Genomic DNA, 20944 nt, shown 5'->3' with positions numbered 1-20944 from the left:
AATGTCACTTATGCAATCATTTAAGTACAAAATAGGCCTGCAAAAAGATGGCCTAACCAAACGTAAAACAGTGACCTTTGGTGACACCTCGGCGGTTGGCAAAGGCCGCATCTGGAGTATCATCTCTGTTATCACGTTATCCCTAGCTTGGTATTTAGGGAGCGCACTCGAACTCGTCAACCCGATATTCTGGCCATCCCCTTCAGCCGTCTGGGATCAATTTATTAATATTTCTCAGAATGGCTATCGAAACTTTACCCTGTGGGAACATATCTGGGCCAGCCTCTATCGAATATTCGTCGGCTTCGCACTCGGTTGCTTAATCGGTATACCACTTGGTTTTGCCATGGGGCTGTCTGAAATCTTACGTGGCTGGTTTGATCCTATCGTTGAGTTTTTCCGTCCGATCCCCCCACTAGCCTTTATCCCACTCGTTATCATTTGGTCCGGTATTGGCGAGCGTTCAAAAATCCTACTGCTGTTTTTTGCTGCGCTTTGGATCATGGTCATCGCGGCTAGGGCCGGCGTAGGAAGCGTAAAGCTCTCTAAAATTCATGCCGCCTACTCGCTCGGTGCTAATAAGCGTCAGATACTGAAAAATGTCATCTTACCGAATGCTTTACCTGAAATATTTACGGGTATGCGTGTAGCGATGGGCATCTGCTGGGGAACCGTTGTTGCTGCCGAGTTAGTAGCGGCAGAATCGGGGGTTGGGTTTATGATTATGGCTGCCAGTAAATTCCTCGCCACCGATATCGTCGTATTAGGCGTGATCATTGTCGGTATCATTGGCTATTCGATGGATATTCTTATGCGCAAACTTGAGTCTAAGCTCATTCCATGGAAAGGAAAATCGTAAAAACAGAACAACCTCAATATTGATAATCCAACAAGGAAGGGCCGTGAAATCGGCCTTTCCTTTTTTAAGTTATACGCAACAAGGTTTTATCTTCTGATATTTGATGATGTAACCAGCGAGCAAAGTGGTTCACCTTTGAATCAAACGCATTGCCGGAAGGCTGTACTAAGTACCAAGAACCCGCTTCAGGCATCTGTAGATCCATCGGCATCACCAGTTTATCATTGGCAAAATCACCGCTGGCGAAAAATGAATGAACGATGGCAACGCCCTTGCCGGCTATTGCCGCTTCTAACGCTAACAGGTGGTTGTCATGCTCACTGACAATATTCACCCTATGTTCGCCTGCGCCAACACTGTGTAACCAGTTAGGTAAATTGGATGGGGATTCCGCAATATTAAGAAACGGCATCGTTAACAGTTGATCAAGTGTCATGGGGCCACTTTCTGGTATCAGTTCGGGGCTACATACCGGTATCAGTGTGCCTTTAAATAACGGCTGATAGTTTAAACCTGAGGCGGTATTGCGACTATAAACAAGACCGATATCCGCTGTATTTTCATCAAACTCCCAATGATAATAGGTACTACAGAGTTCAATATTGATATCCGGAAATTGATCTCTAAAGTCTCCTAGCCTTGGCACCAACCAACGGGACCCGATACCCATATAAACCTGTACCGACAAATCCCCTTTATCGGGGTCACCAAAAATACGTTGCGTCGAGGTTTCAATATTATAAAGCGCACGACGCACCTCCGACGCATAGAGCCCCCCTACCTGCGTCAAGGCGATACTCCGCCCTAGCCGCTCAAACAGAGGTTGACCTAAATCTTGCTCCATTTTTTTGATCTGATGACTGACCGCTGAGTGAGTCACATTCAGTTCTTTCGCCGCTTGCTGAAAACTCAGCAGCCGCGCCGTAGCTTCAAACGCTTTTAACGCCTGTAATGAGGGTATATGACGCCTCATGAAAGTGCTTCCAACCCATCGAACAACCTGTTTACCCGTCTTATATTCATATGATGATTATGCTCTCACTAGAGTCTTGGTATTAATGCACTAACGATGCGTTCTTGAGCCTAATAACCAATCACGAAAAATACGTGACGCAGCGGATAGATCTTTATCCCCTTGATAACATAAGTAATAACTACCCTCAGTGGTGATACTCTCATCGAACGGGGCAACTAAGTGTTTCGCTAACACCCCCTCTCCCATCAGTTCATCGTACATCAAACAGACACCAAAGCCATTGGCAGCCATCGTCACCGCTGCGGCATGGCTATCCATAAACTGTCGCGTTTGGCCCTGTAAATGATCTAATTTCATCTCTTTTAACCAACCACTCCACCCTTGCGGAGTCCCTATCACATCCAACAGTGGCATGCCTTCTAAGTCCGCCGGTTTACGCAATCGATTCGCGGTATCCATTGAGCAATAGGGACGCAAAACAGGCGAAACCAGAGGGTGTGATTCAAATCCTGGCCAATGTCCCGTGCCATATCGAATTTCTAGCTCTGCAGTGGATATATTGAAATCAGTCGGCCAGTTCGTGCCTAACTGACGAATCGTTATCTGTGGATAAATCTCATTAAACCGCTGCAAACGCGTTGATAACCACAACACACTGAATGTGGTATTCACATTGACTTCAATAACGGTTTTATTCAATGGCGTAAAGATCTGTGCCGCACCGGCATTTAACTGTCGTAGACATTCCTGCACCAACGGTAAGAACGAACGCCCCGTATCACTCAGTTGAATCGACCGGTTCGCTCGTACAAACAACTGCTGATTCAGATGATGCTCGAGTAGCTGAATCTGCTGACTCACCGCCGATTGACTCATATTGAGCTCTTGTGCCGAGAGGGTAAAACTCAGTTTACGGCCCGCCGCTTCAAAGGTTCTGAGCCAATTGAGTTGAATGTTATTGGTTAAAATCTCTTTCATTAGTACAGCTTATCCAAAAGGATGTTTTTAATCGTTTGTCATGATGCGAATACATTCATACCATCAAATTGCATTCATTTACAAGACAATCTAGTGGTTGTTCCACTTTGTGACCGACGGGAATAAAACAGTGAAGAATAAAACTGAAGTATTAATTATTGGCGGTGGCATTGCAGGTGTAAGTACACTCTACCATCTCACAAAACTCGGCTGGTCCGATGTGATGCTAACCGAAAAATTGGAGCTTACCTCGGGCTCAACTTGGCACGCTGCCGGTAACCTACCTCATTTCAGCAACAGCTATAACATCATGAAGTTGCAGCAGTATAGTATTGATCTATATAGCCGTTTGCAGGCAGAAACAGGACAAGCCGTTGATCACCACCCAACCGGTGCGGTACGACTAGCACACACTCAAGACCGTATGGATGAATTTGAGCGTGTCTGTGCTATGTCTGACTTGGCAGGACTTGACCTAGAGATGGTATCAGTCGAACGGTTAAAAGAGTTGTACCCTTACCTCGATACAACCGGATTGTTAGGGGGTTTATGGGATCCTGCGGATGGCCATATCGATCCAACGAGTGTCACCAACGCGATGGCCTCCGGGGCCCGAGACGGAGGCGCAACCATTGTTCGTAACAATCCTGTTGAAGCGATTGAACAACAGATCAATGGGCGCTGGTTAGTCACCACGGCCAAAGGCATAATTGATGCTGGTATCATTGTTAACGCAGCGGGTTTCCGAGCCAACGAAGTCGCGGCGATGATTGGCCATCAACTACCGATTACCTCAATGGAACACCAATTCGTGGTCACGGATAATATTCCAGAACTCGAATCCCGTGACAACATGCTGCCAATGCTGCGCGACCCCGATGTTTCCTACTATCTGCGCCAGGAAGGCAAAGGCTTTATCCTCGGGCCTTATGAAAAAGGGGGCATTCCATGGGCGGTCGATGGTGTGCCTGCAACCTTCGGTCAAGAACTTCTACAACCTGCGCTAGATCGTATTGAAGATATCATGTGCACCGCCATGGAACAGGTTGAACTGATCGCCACGGCAGGTATTAAAACCGTTGTTAATGGCCCTATCACCTATACCCCTGATGGCCACCCGTTGATCGGACCGGTACATGGTTATACGAATTATTTTGTCTGTAGTGGTTTTAACTTCGGTATTGTTCAGGGCGGTGGGGCTGGTAAATTCATGTCCGAATGGATCGTGAATGGTCATCCAGAGCTTGAACTGTTTGAGTTAGATCCTCGTCGTTTCGGTGATTACACCGATCATGATTACTGTGTTGCTAAAGCGACTGAGGTGTACGCCAACGAATATCAACTGGGCTTCCCTAATGAGTATGCGATGCGTCCTGCCAAACGCGGCATTAAAAAATCACCCACCTACGAGCGTCACGCAGAACATAATGCGGTTTTCGGCGCATATTTTGGCTGGGAACGTCCGAGTTGGTTTGCACCAGCCGGTACCCCTGCGGTAGAAGAACACAGTTTTCGCCGGGGCAACTGGTTTGAACCTGTCGCGAACGAATGTTTACATGTGCAAAAACATGTCGGCTTATTAGATCTTACCCCCTTCACTAAATTTGAGATCTCTGGTGCGAACGCTCATGCTTGGCTTGAATCATTCTCGCCTAACCGCATTCCAACCCAGACCGGTGGCACAGCCTTGGCTCATGCCCTCACCAAAGAAGGTGGCATCGCTTGGGAGCTATCGATCACCCTCTTGGAGAACGGTAGCTACTACATGATGGCACCGGCCGCTGCTGAAGATTTAATTGATGATTGGCTGACTCAGCGTTTACCGGGAGATGGCAGCGTTACCATTAAAAACATCACCCCTGAATATGGCACGCTCGTCATTGCGGGTCCCGACGCGCGTAAAGTACTCAGCCAATTAACCGACACGGATCTCAGCAATGCCGCCTTCCCTTGGTTTACCGGTCAAGAGATTGATGTCGCCGGTGTACCGGTGCGAGCGTTACGCATGAACTTTGTCGGCGAACTCGGCTGGGAACTGCACCACCCCATCGATCAACAATTAGCCCTGTACGATGCGCTGATGGAAGCCGGTAAAGCGTTCGATATTGCCAACTTTGGTCTGCGGGCAATGGATTCTATGCGACTGGAGAAAGGCTACCCTATCTGGGCTCATGACCTCATCACCGAGTTCACCATTCTCGAAGCGAACCTAGGTTACTTTGTTAAAATGGATAAGGGTTATTTCGAGGGTCGCGAAGCACTGGTGAAACAGCAAGAAGAAGGGCTTAAAACCAAGTTGGTACTGTTAGATATCGACACCACAGATGTTGATGCCGCCAATGGCATGGAGCCGGTTTATGCGGATGGTAAAGTCGTAGGCCAATGCAGTTCCGGCGGTTTCGGCCACCGAACGCAAAAAAGCCTGGCGCTGGCATACATCGATGTAGATGCATTAACGTCAGATCTAACGGTTAAAATTCTCGGCAACGATTATTCCGCAACCGTAACAAAAGGCTGCATCTACGATCCGAAAGGGGCGTTGTTAAAATCAGATGACTAAGCGGCTCTGTGTCGCCTCGGTATTGTCAGCTTAATCACACAGTATCGATTTATAACCCGGTCATTGATCGGGTTGTTTTTTATCCAGAGAAACATCTCGATAATCGACTATTAGTTAAGCTGCAGCGCCGCCTGTAAATGGTCTATCATAGATACCAATGATCGTTCCAGACACTCAACCTCTTTTAGCTCATGACAAAAAGGCTTTAACCTCCTATGAACACGCCTATTAAGCCCCGACAGACATCGCTACCCCGTTGGCTTAATTGGCTACCATTTGGGGCAGTTCCCAATATTTCACCCGAAGAGCTAGCGCTAACGCTGAATCACTATCTCATTGTCGATGTACGCTCGCCGCAGGAATATCAGAAAAGTCACCTTCCCGGTGCAATATCACTGCCATTACACAAGTTGAATCATACACGTATCAACCACTTGCCGAGTGACAAACCCGTTGTCTGTATCTGTTTATCGGCCCATCGCAGCAAGCCAGCCACGCGCCGATTCATCAAGTCAGGTTTTGATGCAAAAGAGCTACAAGGTGGGATGTTGGCATGGTGGAAACGTCAGCTTCCGATAGAGTAAATAAGCTGTATAAATAGCTCACTTGTTATATATCACCGACGCATCAAGCGATACGTGGCGAATAGCTCATTTTTACACGCCAAAGAGACAATAAAAAGCGCCCGCAGGCGCTTTAATAGAACAACTTAGATAGATCGCTAAGAAAGCAACTACTAGCCTCTTAGCTTATCCACATGTGTCATTAACCTCAGTTAACCCACACGCGCGCGTTACGGAACATCCGCATCCAAGCGCCATCCTCATCCCACTCCTCTGGTGCCCAGCTATTTGTTACCGCACGGAACACACGCTCAGGGTGAGGCATCATAATGGTTACACGACCATCAGTAGTCGTGACACCGCTGATACCTTCGGGAGAACCGTTCGGATTCGCAGGATAACGTTCGGTTACCTTGCCATAGTTATCCACATAACGCAGCGCAACCGCATTCGAGGCTTGCAGATTAGTTAAGTGAGTTTGATCAGTAAACTCCGCCCGACCTTCTCCGTGAGCTACGGCAATCGGCATCCGTGAACCCGCCATGCCTTGCAAGAAGACAGATTGACTCTGCTGCACTTCAACCATAGCTACCCGCGCTTCAAACTGTTCCGACATGTTGCGTACAAAATGCGGCCACAGATCAGCACCTGGAATCAACTCATGTAAGTTTGACAGCATCTGACAACCGTTACAGATACCTAATGAGAATGTATCGTCACGATTAAAGAAGGCTTCAAACTGATCACGGGCACGGCCATTAAACAGTATTGATTTAGCCCAACCTTCACCGGCACCCAACACATCACCGTAAGAGAAACCACCGCAGGCAACCAGACCTTTAAAGCGATCCAACTCAACCCGTCCGGCGAGAATGTCACTCATGTGCACATCAACCGCCGCGAAACCCGCTCGGTCAAAAGCCGCGCCCATCTCTATCTGGCCGTTGACACCCTGTTCACGAATGATCGCCATCTCTGGACGGATACTCGTCTGAATATAGGGCGCAGCGATATTATCATTCACATCAAAGGTCAGTTCAGCATTTAGACCTGGGTTTTCTTTATCTAACAGAGAATCAAACTCTTGTTGTGCACAGGCTGAGTTATCCCGCAGCGACTGCATCCGGTAAGAGGTTTCCGCCCAGATGCGTTGCAAGGTGGTACGCGATTCAGCGTAGATCTCTTCATCATCGAAATGTACACGTAACTCATCATCCAGATTAACCGAGCCAATCACCTTAGTCACTTCAGCAAGGCCTGCGGCATTAAGCTCGGTCAGTACCTGCTGAATATCAGCTCGTTTAACTTGAATAACTGCACCCAGTTCTTCAGCAAACAGCGCCGCTGCAAACTCAGTGCGACCGGTCGCCAACATATCCAGATTAATATCCACACCGGTATGTCCGGCAAAGGCCATCTCTGCAACCGTCGTAAATAAACCGCCATCAGAACGGTCATGGTATGCCAGTAGCAGACCCTGCTCGTTAAGTTCCTGAATCGCAGTAAAGAACGCCACCAGTTGATCGGCATCATCAACATCGGGGACATCTTGACCGACTTCGTTGTAGACCTGCGCCAGCGCAGACAGACCCAAACGGTTTTTTCCGTTACCCAAGTCCAACAGGATCAGGTCGGTTTCGCCAGCATCCGTACGCAGTTGCGGAGTCAGTGTTTTACGCACATCTTTAACCGCTGCAAAACCAGTGATAATCAGTGAAGTCGGCGCAGTAACCGATTTTTCATCGCCGTCATTCCAGACCGTACGCATCGACATGGAATCTTTGCCCACCGGAATCGTAATGCCCAGTTTTGGACAAAGATCCATACCGACCGCTTGAACCGTATCGTAAAGTTTCTCATCTTCACCGGGGTGGCCAGCAGCACACATCCAGTTAGCCGAGAGTTTAATATCGATAATATCGCCGATACGCGCCGCCGCTAAATTGGTTACGGTTTCACCCACTGCCATCCGACCGGAAGCAGGAGAATCAACCAGCGCCAACGGTGTACGCTCGCCCATCGCCATCGCTTCACCGGCGTTGGTATCAAACGAGGCGGTAGTGACCGCACAATCAGCCACCGGCACCTGCCATGGACCAACCATCTGATCACGAACGACCTGACCGGTAATTGACCGATCGCCAATGGTAATAAGGAAGGACTTAGAAGCCACTGCCGGCAGTGTCAGAACCCGTTTTGCCGCTTCTTCCAGTTCGATAGCGGAAGCATCAAAGACTGGCACCTCATAACTGATACGCTCAACCGAACGGTGCATTTTAGGTGGCTTGCCAAACAACACGCTCATCGGTAGATCAACGGGTTTGTTGCCAAAGTGAGCGTCGCTCAGAATCAGGTGTTTCTCGTCAGTCGCCGTACCCACAATGGCATAAGGGCAACGTTCACGGGCACAGATCGCTTCAAAGCGCGGCATATCTTCTGGCTGAACCGCCAGCACATAACGTTCTTGTGCTTCGTTGCACCAGATCGCCAGCGGCGACATACCCGGCTCATCATTGTTGATATTACGCAGTTCAAAATCACCGCCACAACCGCCATCTTTCACCAGTTCAGGGAAGGCATTCGACAGACCACCGGCACCCACATCGTGGATAAAGGCGATCGGGTTGGTATCCCCTTGCTGCCAGCATTGATCTATCACTTCCTGACAACGACGCTCCATCTCTGGGTTGTCACGCTGTACTGAAGCGAAATCCAGATCAGCCGATGAACTACCGGATGACATAGAAGAGGCTGCGCCGCCACCCAGACCAATCTGCATAGCTGGACCACCGAGGCAGATCAGCTTAGCACCGACCTCGATTTCGCCTTTATCCACATGGTCGGTACGAATGTTGCCATAACCGCCCGCGATCATAATTGGCTTATGGTAACCACGCATCTCTTCACCGGCGGCCCCGTTAACCTTCTGCTCGAAGGTACGGAAATAACCGTTCAAGGCCGGACGCCCAAACTCATTATTAAACGCGGCACCACCAATCGGGCCATCAAGCATGATGTCTAATGCTGATACGATACGCTCTGGCTTACCGTAATCAGATTCCCATGGCTGAACAAAGCCGGGGATTTTCAAATCAGAAACCGTAAAACCACTCAAACCCGCTTTCGGCTTAGACCCTTTACCGGTCGCACCTTCATCACGAATCTCACCACCGGAACCGGTCGCCGCACCTGAGTGTGGCGCAATCGCGGTCGGGTGGTTATGGGTTTCCACTTTCATCAGGATCTCAATACTCTCCTGATGATAGCTATATTCTTTGGTCTCAGGATTAGGGAAGAAACGCCCCGCTTCTGAGCCCACCATCACGGCAGCGTTATCGGAATAAGCCGACAGAATATTTTCACCGCCCAGCTCATTGGTGTTACGGATCATCGCGAACAGCGATTTATCCTGCGCTTCACCATTAATATCCCATGAGGCATTGAAGATCTTATGACGACAGTGCTCTGAGTTTGCTTGGGCAAACATCATCAACTCGACATCCGCCGGGTTACGCCCCAGTTCGATGAAGCTGGCAACAAGATAATCGATCTCATCATCAGCCAAGGCCAAGCCCAAGTCGGTATTCGCTTTTGCCAACGCTTCGCGCCCACCGGATAACACGTCCACCAGCGTTAACGGAGCGGGTAAGTCGGTGCGGAACAGCTGAGCAGCGTCATCGACAGCATCAAATGTCGCCTCAACCATGCGGTCATGCAGCGTTGCATGCACTAATTCTAGCTCGGTAGCGGTTAATGGCTGTTCAGAATGCACAAAATAGGCAGTACCACGTTCCAGTCGTTTAATGCTCTGTAGGCCACAGTTTCTGGCGATATCAGTCGCTTTCGATGACCAAGGAGAGATCGTTCCTGGACGGGGCACAACTAAAACCAATTGACCTGATGGCTCTTCCGCTTTAGTTTTAGGGCCGTAGCAAAGGATACGCTCCAGCGTGTTACGTTCCTGATCAGACAGGTTTTTTTCCAAATCAGCGAAATGCATATACTCACCGTAGATACCAGTGATATGGGCAATTCGGGATTTTAGGACAGATAGCAGCTTATCGTGTCGAAAAGCAGAAAGAGCAGGCGCTCCACGCAGTACCAGCATGTTAGTTTCAAGCCTCTTGAGTCTGTCTAACAGATAGGTTGTATGTAGGAGAAAATTAAGGCCGAATTTTACTGAAATAGCAGATTAGTTACCAGAGAAAGCCCATTTTCTTATGAGAATAAATTCATTTCACGTTAAAGAACTCGTTTTTCTGCTGATTTCAGTGTCCCTGTTTTTAGCTATATACCTATTTAACGAGGGTCATCGGACTCAGGTTGAGGCAATTCAGAAAACGGGCGAGCTACGAGTGGCCACCCGTAATACCCCCACAACCTATTATCAAGACAACAATGGCAAAGCCGCTGGTTTTGAATATGAACTGTTAAAATCCTTTGCCGACTACCTCGGGGTAGAACTCAAACTGATCATTCCCGATAGCTTCGGCGAGGTCTTTACACTCGTTAAAGATCGTAGTGCTCATATCGCCGCAGCCGGACTAACGATCACCGAAGAACGCCAAAAGCAGTTCCGTTTCTCCCCTCCTTATGCCTATTCAACACCCACATTGATCTACCGTGAAACTCAGGGAAAAAAAGCGCCGAAAACCTTTGCCGACCTCGAGAACAAAAATATTAAACTCATTGCCAATAGCAGCCATGCAGAGCTGTTTCGCAATTTAAAAAAGACCCATAACCTTTTAAGCTGGCAGGAAACCTCCACCAGCAGTGTGACTGAGCTGCTTGAAGATGTTTACGAACAGGAGATCGACTACACCGTTAGCGACGACTTTGTGTTCGATGCGCAGAAATCCTATTTCCCCGGTTTAAAAAAATCACTGGCGCTCAGTCAACCTAAACCTGTCGCGTGGTTATTGGTGAGACAGAACGATCAAAGCCTACAACGCGCAATCAAGCGTTTCTTTGAGCTGCCTGAAACTCAGGATCTGCTGGTAACGTTAAAGAAAAAATATCTCGCTCGCCAAACTCGGCTTGGCTATGTCGATATTCAAACCTTTCGCCGTGATTTAGAAAAACGTTTCTGCAAATTAGAGCAGTATTTTATGCTGGCAGAGCAGGAAACCGATATCGATTGGCGTTTATTGGCCTCCATTGCCTATCAGGAATCCCACTGGAATCCTAAGGCTGTGTCACCCACCGGCGTGAAAGGCATCATGATGCTGACCAGAGACGCGGCTAAAGAGGTCGGTGTAAAAGATCGAACCGACCCCGTACAAAGTGTTATGGGCGGCGCCCGTTACCTGCAACAGGTGATGCGAAAAATACCTGACCGCATTCAGGGAAAAGAGCGCATTTGGTTTGCCTTAGCCTCCTACAATATTGGTTATGGTCACCTCGAAGATGCTCGTGTACTCACCGCCCGTGCCGGCAGAAACCCCGATAAGTGGAGCGATGTGAAAGAGTTCCTGCCCCTTTTAACGCAACGCAAACATTTCTCAACCGTACGCTACGGATATGCCCGCGGCTATGAGCCGGTGTTATATGTGAAAAATATCCGCAACTATTATGATCTACTTGATTGGGAACTACAGAAAGCACGAATTGAAGCGGCTAAACCCATCAGCCCTGCCGAAAGCGAGAGTGTTATCCTCACCATTCCCAGTGATACCCTCGACAAAGGCATAGAAGCGGCGAAGGATATTATCGACTCCATCCCCTCCACCCTTTGAAATAAATAACAGCGAACTACACACGAACGAAAAAACGATTTTTTAGCAAAAGCCGTTGCAGATCTCCACATATACAAAAAAGAACTTTACAATGACTGACTAAATTATCGGTGGGTGAGTCTGATCCAATGTTGCGACGTCTTCTTTTTCTCTATATATCCGGACTCAGTCTGTGTATGCCGCTTACTGCTTTTGGTGAACCCGAAGACCCGCTCAGTTATTACTCGAGTCATGCCAAAACGACCGACGAGCAACCCAGCGTCATTAAGCCTCAAAGTGAACCTACCTCTGCGGTCGATAAAAAAACATTCCTCAAAACGAGCCCTCAAGCAACAGATAATGGGACTCAAACTGACGTCAGTGCCTCCATCACCAAGCCAAGTCAAAACAAAGCCGAGATAAAATCACCTGTTTATTTGATAGTGGAACCTCACCCAGAAATTGTGACCATCTGTAATGAGATTGGCAATAAACTCGGCAGCGTTTCCAGTAGCGACTGTCTCGATGCCGTCTTCGATAAACCACGTTTTTACTCAAATAAACATCGCCCTTTGCTGGAAAAACACTTTTATGCCAGCCCCGGATTAGTTAACGCCCCCCGTATTCTATTTTTAGGCGGCATCCACGGTGATGAGTATTCGAGCGTCAGCCTGTCATTTAAATGGTTAAAAATACTCGAGCAGAATCATAGAGGTGTTTACGACTGGCACTTCATGCCCCTTACCAATCCTGACGGGCTGTTGCAAAAAAAATCAACCCGGGTCAACGCCCGTAATGTTGATCTGAACCGTAATTTTATTCCTTCAGAAACATCAGTTGATCCTATTAAGCACTGGCAAACCTACGCCAAAAAACGCGCTCGCTACTACCCCGGCACCAAGCCGCTTAGCGAACCAGAAACCCAGGCGATTCATCAGCTCATCAATGAACTCAAGCCTGACATTATCGTTTCGGTTCATGCGCCCCATGGAATTCTCGATTATGACGGTAGTATCACACCGCCACAAAAACTTGGGCCGCTACGTCTAAGACAATTAGGCACCTACCCTGGTTCTCTGGGTAATTACGGTTGGTTTGTAAAGCAAACCCCAGTAATGACGATTGAGTTGAAACACGCAGGCATTATGCCAAGCAAAAAGGATATCGATCACATGTGGACGGACCTGATCCGCTGGATAAAACTACGCACAGAGGGAGATGGAACACTATTGGCCCGTAAAGCCAAAACCTTGTAATAAAAGGTATCGGTACTACTCCAGTTTATTATCAATGGCTTTGGCCGCGAGCTTTAGCGCTTTCTTTTCTGCGCGGCGACGACGGAAGAACTGGCTAATCGCTTCACTACACTGTTCCGCCATCACATCGCCCGTAAATTCCGGCCAGTGATTAAGCCAAGACTGCCCAAACAATTGGCTATTACTCACAACAGCTCCCGCTTTTGGCTCAACCGCACCAAAAACAACGCGTTTAATTCTGGCATGCACTATCGCGCCTGCGCACATGGTACAGGGCTCGATGGTGACATAGAGCGTGGCACCAGCCAGTCGGTAATTACCGGTTTTTGCCGCGGCATCACGCAAGGCCATAATTTCAGCATGGGCCGTCGGATCATGGCCTGAAATGGGTTGATTCCACCCCTCACCAATGACCTGTCCATCCAGCACCACGACAGCACCCACCGGCACCTCATTCAGCGCCGCAGCTTGCTCAGCCAATGCCAACGCACGTGCCATCCAGTGTAAATCTTGATTTTCATTCATGCAGGGAATATAGCAAATACAAACCTTAAAGATGAGCGTTATCAGCGTCTTTTAGATGTTAATATTTACACCATGACAAAGTGCCGGCTACAGCAGCTCTATATAACTGTTCTGATATGCCATTGTGGCTCGATCTTTCCATAATGCTTGCACACTGCTTGCGCTTTCTTCACGTAAACTGCTTTTTAACTCGACTCGGCGACAAAAAGCCGAATTATTTTGACCGTTAAATCCGCTTATTGGAGTCATCAACATGAAGCACCTATCTATCATGGCAACAGCGCTGGGCTTACTTTTATCAACAACAGCAATGGCCGCCCCAGAGCGTCAAGGTCCACCAAAAGAAGCGATTGAAGCCTGTGCTTCTGCGAAGACAGGTGACAGCTGTAGTTTTAGTGGTCGTCAGGGAGAAACGATACCCGGCACCTGCGAAAGCAAACGTGACGACAAACTCGTCTGTGCACCTGAGAACCCACCAGCGCGTAACTAAACAGACTAAGTCCCATCGAATAACGGCAGAACAGAGGTTCTGCCGATTAACCTCAAAGCACAAAAACGCCACAAGCTATACGTTCTGTGAGCTCTTACTCTTGCTATAACCAACCATTCGACTAATTCAACCGGTATCACAAAAGCAAAGTCTGGCTTGATTTAGCGTTGCTACGCAGGGTAATACCAATCAATATCACGCCGTGGGATCATATTTATAACCCACACCATAGACTGACTGAATCACATCCTGCTCAGGTAATAAGGTAGCAAGTTTGCGGCGTAACTTTTTGATATGGCTGTCAATCGTCCGCTCACTCACAATACGCCGGTCCGCGTAGATATGATCCATCAACTGATCACGGGAATAAATCCGTCCAGCGGACTGACTCAGCGTCTGCAGTAGATGAAACTCCACTGCGGTTAACTCCAGTGACTGGTTACCGACCATCACCAGTAACTGATCTTCAAGCAGCTGCAGTTGAGCATGCTCGGGCGGCGAAACCTGATTGACCCGTCGCAATACCGCGCGGACGCGAGCAACCACTTCTCGAGGACTATAGGGTTTGCAAATGTAATCATCCGCACCCATCTCCAGTCCTAATAAACGATCGATCTCCTCGACCCTCGCCGTCACCATAATAATGGGCACATTACTAAACGAACGCACCTGACGGCAGATATCTAATCCATCCGCCCCTGGCAACATCAAATCAAGCAATATCAGGTCCGGTTGATGCTGGCGAATCCAAGGCGTCGCTGCCAGCCCATCATGAATCTGATGCACCGCAAAACCACCCTGTTCAAGATAGCTCGCCAACAGGCGCGCCAACTTTTCCTCATCCTCAACCACAAGTATGGTTTCGCTCATACGGCTTCCTCCATGATCAACGGTAATTTCAGGGTAAAACATAAGCCGCCTAGTGGCGACGCTCTGACAGTCAAAGACCCCGCATGCGCTGCTGTAATGTTCTGACAGATCGCCAAACCTAAGCCTGTACCGCCCGTTTTTCGATTGCGGGATGAATCGGCACGATACAGCCGATCGAACAACTTCGGCAACTCGGAATCATCTACTCCCGGCGCGGAATCTTCCAGCGTCAAACAAGCCTGTTTGCCTTGCCGTATCAACGATAGGCGAGCGCAGCCATTGGCGTCGGTATAACGCAAGGTATTCTGTAATAGATTCGATAGTAATTGATCAATGCGATCGGGATCGGCAAACACGACCGCTTTAACATCATCAAGGCCATGGATTTCAACTTGAATCGACTTTTCCATAAACCGTGGTAGAAAACCTTCCAGAGCATCCCGTGCCGCTGCCCCTAGATCCAGCGGCACTTTATGATAATCCAGTGCACCAATGTCCGACATCGACAGCTCATAAAGGTCATTAATCAAGCGCGACATAAGCTGCGCTTCCTGATGTAGTGAATTCAGCGCATTATCATCTAAGGTATACACACCATCCCGTAGCGCATCAATCTCACCTAATAAAATCGACAATGGTGTACGTAGTTCGTGAGAGATATCCGCTACCCAACGGCGACGCAGTACCTCGTTCTGGCTAAGCGTCAGGGCAAGCTCGTTAAAATCGCGGGCTAACTGCCCCACCTCATCATTACTCTGATGTTGAATACGGGCAGTGTAATCACCCGAGGCCAAGCGCCGCGTTGCGAGAGTGAGATCTTTAATCGGTCCAACAAGGTGATGCGCCAACGGCAACGCCACACCTGCCGATAGTAATAACATCACCAGAGCGATTATAAAATAAGCCTGATTCTGCTGCTCTGAAAACTGCAGATCACGGGCGGCTGAAAAAGCAGCTTTGTCCTTAACTAAGCCAAGAAAGCCCACCGTTGCACCGTTGTCCGTGATAATCGGATGTAATTCAAGCGCAGACAACGGTTCTTCGGCAGGGCCGTAGATCATCACCGACTGAGCATCCAATAAACGAATACGCCACTCTAACGGCTCAGGCAACCCTGCTGGAGGCTTTTCTGCCTCTTGTGGCGGCCAGCCTGTTTCCTCTATATGCTTCGCCCCACGCGCTAAGCGTTCGCCGGTTAACGGTACACCGGCAACCGAGGTTACTAATTGCAACCACCGTTCTGGCGAGGCAGCCAATCGCTCCCAACCACCATCCGTCACATAAATAACGCCTAACTCTTCAGCGAGACTGTCGGTAATCTGTTGCTCTCGCTCATCAATATAGCGAAGAAAACCACGATCAAAAGACCACTGAATAAACAGGAACATACCGCTAACCAGTACCAGCGCAATAAATAACTGAATAAAGAGGAGTCTTCGGGTAATCGTCATAATGATTAGTATTCAAAGTGATAATGTCGCCTCTAGTATGCATTGAAATGGGCAAAAAAAAAGGAAGAAGCCAGGAGTCCTCTGTTATAGGCAAGCGAGTAAAACAGAAAACATCAAGCAGACCCTCACTCGCTTTTAGTGCGCTTCTCATTCTAAACACCAACCCATTCAAATAGAGTGCCAAGGCTGGGAATCTTTTTCACCTTAGAGGGTCAATATCTATAGAGGTCGTTATGGGTGTGTTATCGAGGCAGAGTCTTAACCTGTTTCAACGAGCAAAGAACTGATTCAAGCCTCCTTGTTTAGGATCAATTAAGATTCAAACGAATAACGCTAAACTGCCAACCTGAAAGACGAAATACTCAGGCGTTCAGATAAAGCTTAATGCGGTGAAATTTAATAAAAGGAGCTCACTTACCAACTGTTAGCGATTTCATAAACTTCTTGAGAAGTCATGATTCGTATAAATTTATCAATTAATAATGGATTACAGATAAGTCATAAGGAGCACCAATTGATCGAGTTGATTACGCAGTCGTCTTTTACTGAAATTGCAGCCTTGCTGGTGTTGGCCGCGGTGATGGGGTTTATTGGCTTATTTCTCAAACAGCCACTGATCGTTAGTTTTATTGCCGTAGGGTTAATTTCAGGCCCATCCGTTTTGGATATTGTTCACTCGAAAGAGCAGATTCAATTGCTCTCAGAGTTAGGCATAGCCGTTTTACTGTTTCTCGTCGGTATAAAACTGGATGTGAAATTAATTCGATCTATCGGCTCTGTCTCAATCATGACAGGGCTTGGACAAGTGGCCTTCACATCAATTGTGGGTTATTTCATCGGTCTAGCCATTGGTTTGGATCACATTACCAGCCTCTATGTTGCCGTGGCACTCACCTTCTCATCCACTATTATCATCGTTAAACTGCTCTCCGATAAACGGGAGATCGACTCATTACATGGCAAAATCGCACTCGGTTTTCTGATTGTCCAAGATCTGGTCGTTGTCGTAGCGATGATTGTCCTAGCAACCATCGGCATCGGTTCCGGCCATGGTGGCGATGCCAATACCTCTATCTGGCAAGTCGGGATCGCGGGGGCTGGCTTGTTACTGTTTGTCATCATTTTTGTGCGCTATATCGCTAACCCGCTCACTCAGCAACTGGCCAAAACGCCAGAGCTATTGGTTATTTATGCGATCGCACAGGCCGCCTTATTTGCAGCCATCGGCAATATTATCGGCCTAGGCATGGAAGTGGGTGGGTTACTCGCGGGGGTCTCCCTAGCGTCAACACCCTTCCGAGAAAGTATTGCAGCAAGATTGGCGCCTTTGCGAGATTTTTTACTGCTCTTTTTCTTTATCGCCTTAGGTGCCACATTGGATTTATCACTGCTGGGCGCTCATATGTCCGGTGCAGCAATTTTCTCACTGTTTGTGCTGATTGGTAATCCACTCATCGTCTTAGCCATTATGGGAGCCATGGGGTATCGCAAAAGAACCGGCTTTCTCGCAGGCCTAACCGTCGCGCAAATCAGCGAGTTTTCACTCATATTCATCACCATGGGGGTCAGTTTAGGGCATGTTGATCATGACATTCTAGGCTTAGTCACACTTGTGGGTATCGTAACGATTACCGCATCGACTTACATGATCACCTATTCCCACCAGCTTTATGCCTTTTTTGAACCCGTTATTGGCATCTTTGAACGTTCCGGTACACCCCGAGAACAAGCCACTGAACTCCCTTCCGGCAACGCCTATCAAGTGGTCATTTTTGGTCTAGGTCGCCTCGGCACCGAGATCGCTAATCGCTTGAAAGAAAAAGGGGTCAGCGTCTTGGGCCTCGACTTCAACCCCGCTGCCATTAAGCACTGGCGATATCTAGGACTCGATACCGAATATGGTGATGTCACCGACCCAGAATTCGTTACCGAGCTACCCCTTAAACATACCCAGTGGTTGATCTCCACCATTCCACAACACCATATAGGCATTGCCTCGGAGGACACCCGTAAAACCATTATTCAGTTAACACGATCCGCTGGCTTTACGGGCCGATTAGCGACCGTGTCACACAGTAAAGTAGATACAGAAGAGCTAAAACTACTCGGTGTCGATTTAGTATTGGAACCGTTTCAAGATGCTGCCGACCGAGCGACTGAGTTATTACTCGAAGGCTTGAATAACCCATCCCTTCAATCACACCCATCATAGGAGCTGGCTATGAAACATTTTAATAACATACTCTATGTGCTTGATGACCATACCCATAAGTCTTCTGTTTCACTGATGCGTGCTATCGCTCTGGCAAAATCCAATCAAGCAGACCTAACGTTGTTACAAATATTGCCCGATGCTGCATCATTTATTCAGCCCTATGATCACGGCAGTATCAGCACTGAAACACTGCCGCATAAAATGCAGCAGCAAGAAAAAGCAAAGCTACAAACGCTGATCGACTCTCTCGATGTTGATTTCAGTTTGAAGGCCGAACAAAGAACGGGCAAGCCCTATGTTGAGATTATTCGGCTTGTTCAGGCGCAAGACTTCGACCTCGTGATTAAGGAAATCGACGATATTGACTGGCTTGACCGCTTATTAGGCAGCGATGATATGCACCTATTGCGCAAATGCCCCTGCCCAGTCTGGTTGATGAAACAAGATGCCGATCCGCAATATAAACATATTATGGCCGCGGTTGACCTCACTGATACAACCGATACCGCTAACGATGAACTAAACAGCGAGATACTCGAATTTGCCTATTCATTATCGCTAGCAGACTTTACAACACTGCATGTGGTCAATGCTTACGATGTCCCGCAAGCAGGTTTTATCAGCTTATGGGCAGAGCAAGCGGATATCGTAAAAGAGGAGTTATTTGCCGCTGAAGGGCGCCAAAAACAGCACAAAATCAAAGTATTGATGGATGATTTAAAATCGAAGATCGGGGCGCAATCCTACGATTATTTATCCCCCCAAACCCATATTACTCAAGGACCTCCTGGGCGTGAAATACCTAAGCTAGCCAATGAGCTAAACGCTGATTTAGTTGTCATGGGTACCATCGCGCGTACGGGTATTGCCGGTGTCGTTATTGGTAATACAGCAGAGAACGTGCTGCCCCAGCTGCGATGCTCTGTGCTCGCGATCAAACCCAAAGGCTTTGTGTCACCAATAACATAATTAGTCAATTTTACCGCTAAATCACCGCTGAGGAGGTTACTCAAACGCCTTATTTGTATAACAGGGCAAGGTCATCTCTAGATGACCTTCTCGCTGGAAGGTGCTGATAGTCGAAGGATAATCTGCACGTTATAACTGCCCCCATTCGCCGGATGGCTAACATTAGTCATAAAGGCTGACCGTCACTATTTTATATATTAAATACATACGGGATGCTAAAGACACCTCATCTATCTCTGAGTGAATAAACCCAAACGCTAAAGAGTTATTCCCACAATATTACCCAGCCGTTTCTCAACAATCAGTCAGATCACAATTTATCCGCGTGAATAACATCAGTCTATTCATTACCGCATGTATCACCATAACCCTAGAAGACAAGGTGATTAGCGCATTTGCGTTTACTGGTATGCAAAAAGAAAGGCTTAATGACCGCATCTAAGCACAGCTAAGGTGACGGAGGAAAAAATGATGTCAACAAACGGGCTATGATTATTGTTGAGTTTTGTACGGTAGCAGACAGATCGTGCGAATATTGATCAGTAGACTATACTTATGCATGCGTTGGGCAAGCAGCAAACGTATTAACTCAGGATGGTGCCGCCTGGCAACATATCTCTGCACTGCCAATTGTTCGGATATTTTCTCATTTTGAAGTTTATTAAAGGAATAAGTGCATGAAACCAATTAGAAAATTCATTTCACCACTGGCGATTGCCGCCGTTGTAACAACAGCGCTGATGCCGCTGACCACGATGGCCGAAGGTTATCTGGTCGATAGCAACGGTAAAAACGTGATGAACAGCAGCGATGAGTGCTGGCATATCAGTGAATGGACGCCGGCAAGCTATCGTGAACCTTGCGACCCGTCTTACAAACCTGTCCTAGTCGCCGCTCCAGAACCCGCCGTGACTCCACCACCGGCTCCGCTACCCAAAAAAATCAGCTTTTCGGGCAGTGCGTTATTTGCTTTCGATAAGTCCGCGTTAAAACCTGAAGGGATGGCGCTGCTGGACAACCTAGTACAACAACTAAACAATACAGCTTATGAAACGATTGAGGTCACAGGTCACACTGATCGCATCGGCTCCGACGTCTATAATCAAAAACTCTCGGAACGCCGAGCACAATCGGTAAAAGATTACCTGGTTAGCAAAAACATCCCCGCCGAGCGTATTACAGCGAAGGGTATGGGCGAAAGATCCCCTTCAGAAACAGGTGCATGCAAAGGGATGAAAGTCTCAAGAACGATCGCCTGTTTACAACTCGACCGTCGTGTTGATATCGAAATGATAGGCACTAAACGCACCACAGGTAGTAACTGAGCACTCACCGCTCTGTTAAGTATGTCATATCGTCAGGGATGACCATTACCACTCATACATGACTACGGCAGGCAATTACGCAGGTAATTACCTGCTTTTTTTTGATAAAAATTTCTCTGAATCTCTTATGCGCAGTCTCAGGCGACATTACAGGGACTCGATAAACCTGCCTTGACTTACCCATAACCATAAA

The 20944-nt window shown here is 47.9% G+C and carries 15 protein-coding genes; 9 read left to right on the top strand and 6 right to left on the bottom strand.

The window, feature by feature from the left end; genetic code table 11:
• Position 1: 1 nt before the first annotated feature.
• A complete protein-coding gene (locus KO512_RS06515) occupies positions 2-859 on the top strand; it encodes an ABC transporter permease (RefSeq protein ID WP_215951521.1) in 858 nt (285 codons plus the stop codon).
• A 64-nt stretch (positions 860-923) separates the two neighbouring features.
• Here the strand turns inward: KO512_RS06515 and KO512_RS06510 are convergent, their stop codons facing one another.
• Both KO512_RS06510 and KO512_RS06505 read right to left on the bottom strand, forming a co-directional pair.
• Positions 924-1832 carry a LysR substrate-binding domain-containing protein gene (locus KO512_RS06510; RefSeq protein WP_215951520.1) on the bottom strand — a complete coding sequence of 303 codons (909 nt, stop codon included), beginning with the start codon at positions 1830-1832 and terminating at the stop codon, positions 924-926.
• Positions 1833-1922: 90 nt separating this feature from the next.
• Positions 1923-2813 (bottom strand): LysR family transcriptional regulator, encoded by an 891-nt coding sequence (locus KO512_RS06505; protein ID WP_215951519.1) that lies wholly within the window; start codon positions 2811-2813, stop codon positions 1923-1925.
• Between the two features lie 130 nt (positions 2814-2943).
• Between KO512_RS06505 and KO512_RS06500 the strand changes: the two genes are divergently transcribed.
• Both KO512_RS06500 and KO512_RS06495 read left to right on the top strand, forming a co-directional pair.
• Entirely contained in the window at positions 2944-5373 is a 2430-nt protein-coding gene (locus KO512_RS06500) for a GcvT family protein (protein WP_215951518.1), read from the top strand.
• Between the two features lie 215 nt (positions 5374-5588).
• Positions 5589-5957 carry a rhodanese-like domain-containing protein gene (locus KO512_RS06495; protein WP_215951517.1) on the top strand — a complete coding sequence of 123 codons (369 nt, stop codon included), beginning with the start codon at positions 5589-5591 and terminating at the stop codon, positions 5955-5957.
• Between the two features lie 187 nt (positions 5958-6144).
• Here the strand turns inward: KO512_RS06495 and purL are convergent, their stop codons facing one another.
• Complete coding sequence (gene purL / locus KO512_RS06490; protein ID WP_215951516.1) at positions 6145-10044, bottom strand: phosphoribosylformylglycinamidine synthase; 3900 nt, start codon at positions 10042-10044, stop codon at positions 6145-6147.
• Positions 10045-10156: 112 nt separating this feature from the next.
• Here purL and mltF point away from each other — a divergent pair, with 112 nt between their 5' ends.
• A complete protein-coding gene (gene mltF, locus KO512_RS06485; protein WP_215951515.1) occupies positions 10157-11671 on the top strand; it encodes a membrane-bound lytic murein transglycosylase MltF in 1515 nt (504 codons plus the stop codon).
• Positions 11672-11847: 176 nt separating this feature from the next.
• Complete coding sequence (locus tag KO512_RS06480) at positions 11848-12906, top strand: M14 family zinc carboxypeptidase (RefSeq protein WP_252734865.1); 1059 nt, start codon at positions 11848-11850, stop codon at positions 12904-12906.
• 15 nt (positions 12907-12921) lie between these two features.
• Here the strand turns inward: KO512_RS06480 and tadA are convergent, their stop codons facing one another.
• Positions 12922-13404, bottom strand: a complete 483-nt coding sequence (gene tadA, locus KO512_RS06475; RefSeq protein ID WP_252734863.1) for a tRNA adenosine(34) deaminase TadA — start codon at positions 13402-13404, stop codon at positions 12922-12924.
• Positions 13405-13684: 280 nt separating this feature from the next.
• Here tadA and KO512_RS06470 point away from each other — a divergent pair, with 280 nt between their 5' ends.
• Positions 13685-13921: a hypothetical protein gene (locus KO512_RS06470; protein WP_215951513.1), complete on the top strand. Its 237-nt coding sequence runs from the start codon at positions 13685-13687 to the stop codon at positions 13919-13921.
• Positions 13922-14116: 195 nt separating this feature from the next.
• On the opposite strand, the gene KO512_RS06465 is transcribed toward KO512_RS06470, so the two are convergent.
• Entirely contained in the window at positions 14117-14791 is a 675-nt protein-coding gene (locus KO512_RS06465; RefSeq protein ID WP_215951512.1) for a response regulator, read from the bottom strand.
• Positions 14788-16242 carry an ATP-binding protein gene (locus KO512_RS06460; RefSeq protein WP_215951511.1) on the bottom strand — a complete coding sequence of 485 codons (1455 nt, stop codon included), beginning with the start codon at positions 16240-16242 and terminating at the stop codon, positions 14788-14790. The genes KO512_RS06465 and KO512_RS06460 overlap by 4 nt, the downstream gene beginning before the upstream one ends.
• A 514-nt stretch (positions 16243-16756) precedes the next feature.
• Between KO512_RS06460 and KO512_RS06455 the strand changes: the two genes are divergently transcribed.
• The 3 genes from KO512_RS06455 (at position 16757) to KO512_RS06445 (ending at position 20751) form a co-directional block, all read left to right on the top strand.
• Positions 16757-18454, top strand: a complete 1698-nt coding sequence (locus tag KO512_RS06455; protein WP_252734862.1) for a cation:proton antiporter — start codon at positions 16757-16759, stop codon at positions 18452-18454.
• 9 nt (positions 18455-18463) lie between these two features.
• Positions 18464-19426, top strand: a complete 963-nt coding sequence (locus KO512_RS06450; RefSeq protein ID WP_215951509.1) for a universal stress protein — start codon at positions 18464-18466, stop codon at positions 19424-19426.
• Positions 19427-20103: 677 nt separating this feature from the next.
• The gene (locus KO512_RS06445) at positions 20104-20751 is read left to right on the top strand and encodes an OmpA family protein (protein WP_215951508.1); all 648 of its coding nucleotides are present in this window, start codon (positions 20104-20106) and stop codon (positions 20749-20751) included.
• Positions 20752-20944 lie beyond the last annotated feature (193 nt).

Origin of the sequence: Amphritea atlantica (assembly GCF_018860855.1) — a bacterium.
Lineage (GTDB): Bacteria > Pseudomonadota > Gammaproteobacteria > Pseudomonadales > Balneatricaceae > Amphritea > Amphritea atlantica_A.
Note: the sequence above shows the minus strand (reverse complement) of the source record. Positions and strands in the feature narration are given on the sequence as shown.

Coding starts and splice junctions, on each gene's coding strand:
- KO512_RS06510 (WP_215951520.1), bottom strand. CDS start 1,832: ATGAGGCGTCATATACCCTCATTACAGGCGTTAAAAGCGTTTGAAGCT.
- KO512_RS06445 (WP_215951508.1), top strand. CDS start 20,104: ATGAAACCAATTAGAAAATTCATTTCACCACTGGCGATTGCCGCCGTT.
- KO512_RS06480 (WP_252734865.1), top strand. CDS start 11,848: ATGCCGCTTACTGCTTTTGGTGAACCCGAAGACCCGCTCAGTTATTAC.
- tadA (WP_252734863.1), bottom strand. CDS start 13,404: ATGGCACGTGCGTTGGCATTGGCTGAGCAAGCTGCGGCGCTGAATGAG.
- KO512_RS06515 (WP_215951521.1), top strand. CDS start 2: ATGTCACTTATGCAATCATTTAAGTACAAAATAGGCCTGCAAAAAGAT.
- purL (WP_215951516.1), bottom strand. CDS start 10,044: ATGCTGGTACTGCGTGGAGCGCCTGCTCTTTCTGCTTTTCGACACGAT.
- KO512_RS06495 (WP_215951517.1), top strand. CDS start 5,589: ATGAACACGCCTATTAAGCCCCGACAGACATCGCTACCCCGTTGGCTT.
- KO512_RS06505 (WP_215951519.1), bottom strand. CDS start 2,813: ATGAAAGAGATTTTAACCAATAACATTCAACTCAATTGGCTCAGAACC.
- KO512_RS06465 (WP_215951512.1), bottom strand. CDS start 14,791: ATGAGCGAAACCATACTTGTGGTTGAGGATGAGGAAAAGTTGGCGCGC.
- KO512_RS06450 (WP_215951509.1), top strand. CDS start 18,464: ATGAAACATTTTAATAACATACTCTATGTGCTTGATGACCATACCCAT.
- KO512_RS06470 (WP_215951513.1), top strand. CDS start 13,685: ATGAAGCACCTATCTATCATGGCAACAGCGCTGGGCTTACTTTTATCA.
- mltF (WP_215951515.1), top strand. CDS start 10,157: ATGAGAATAAATTCATTTCACGTTAAAGAACTCGTTTTTCTGCTGATT.
- KO512_RS06460 (WP_215951511.1), bottom strand. CDS start 16,242: ATGACGATTACCCGAAGACTCCTCTTTATTCAGTTATTTATTGCGCTG.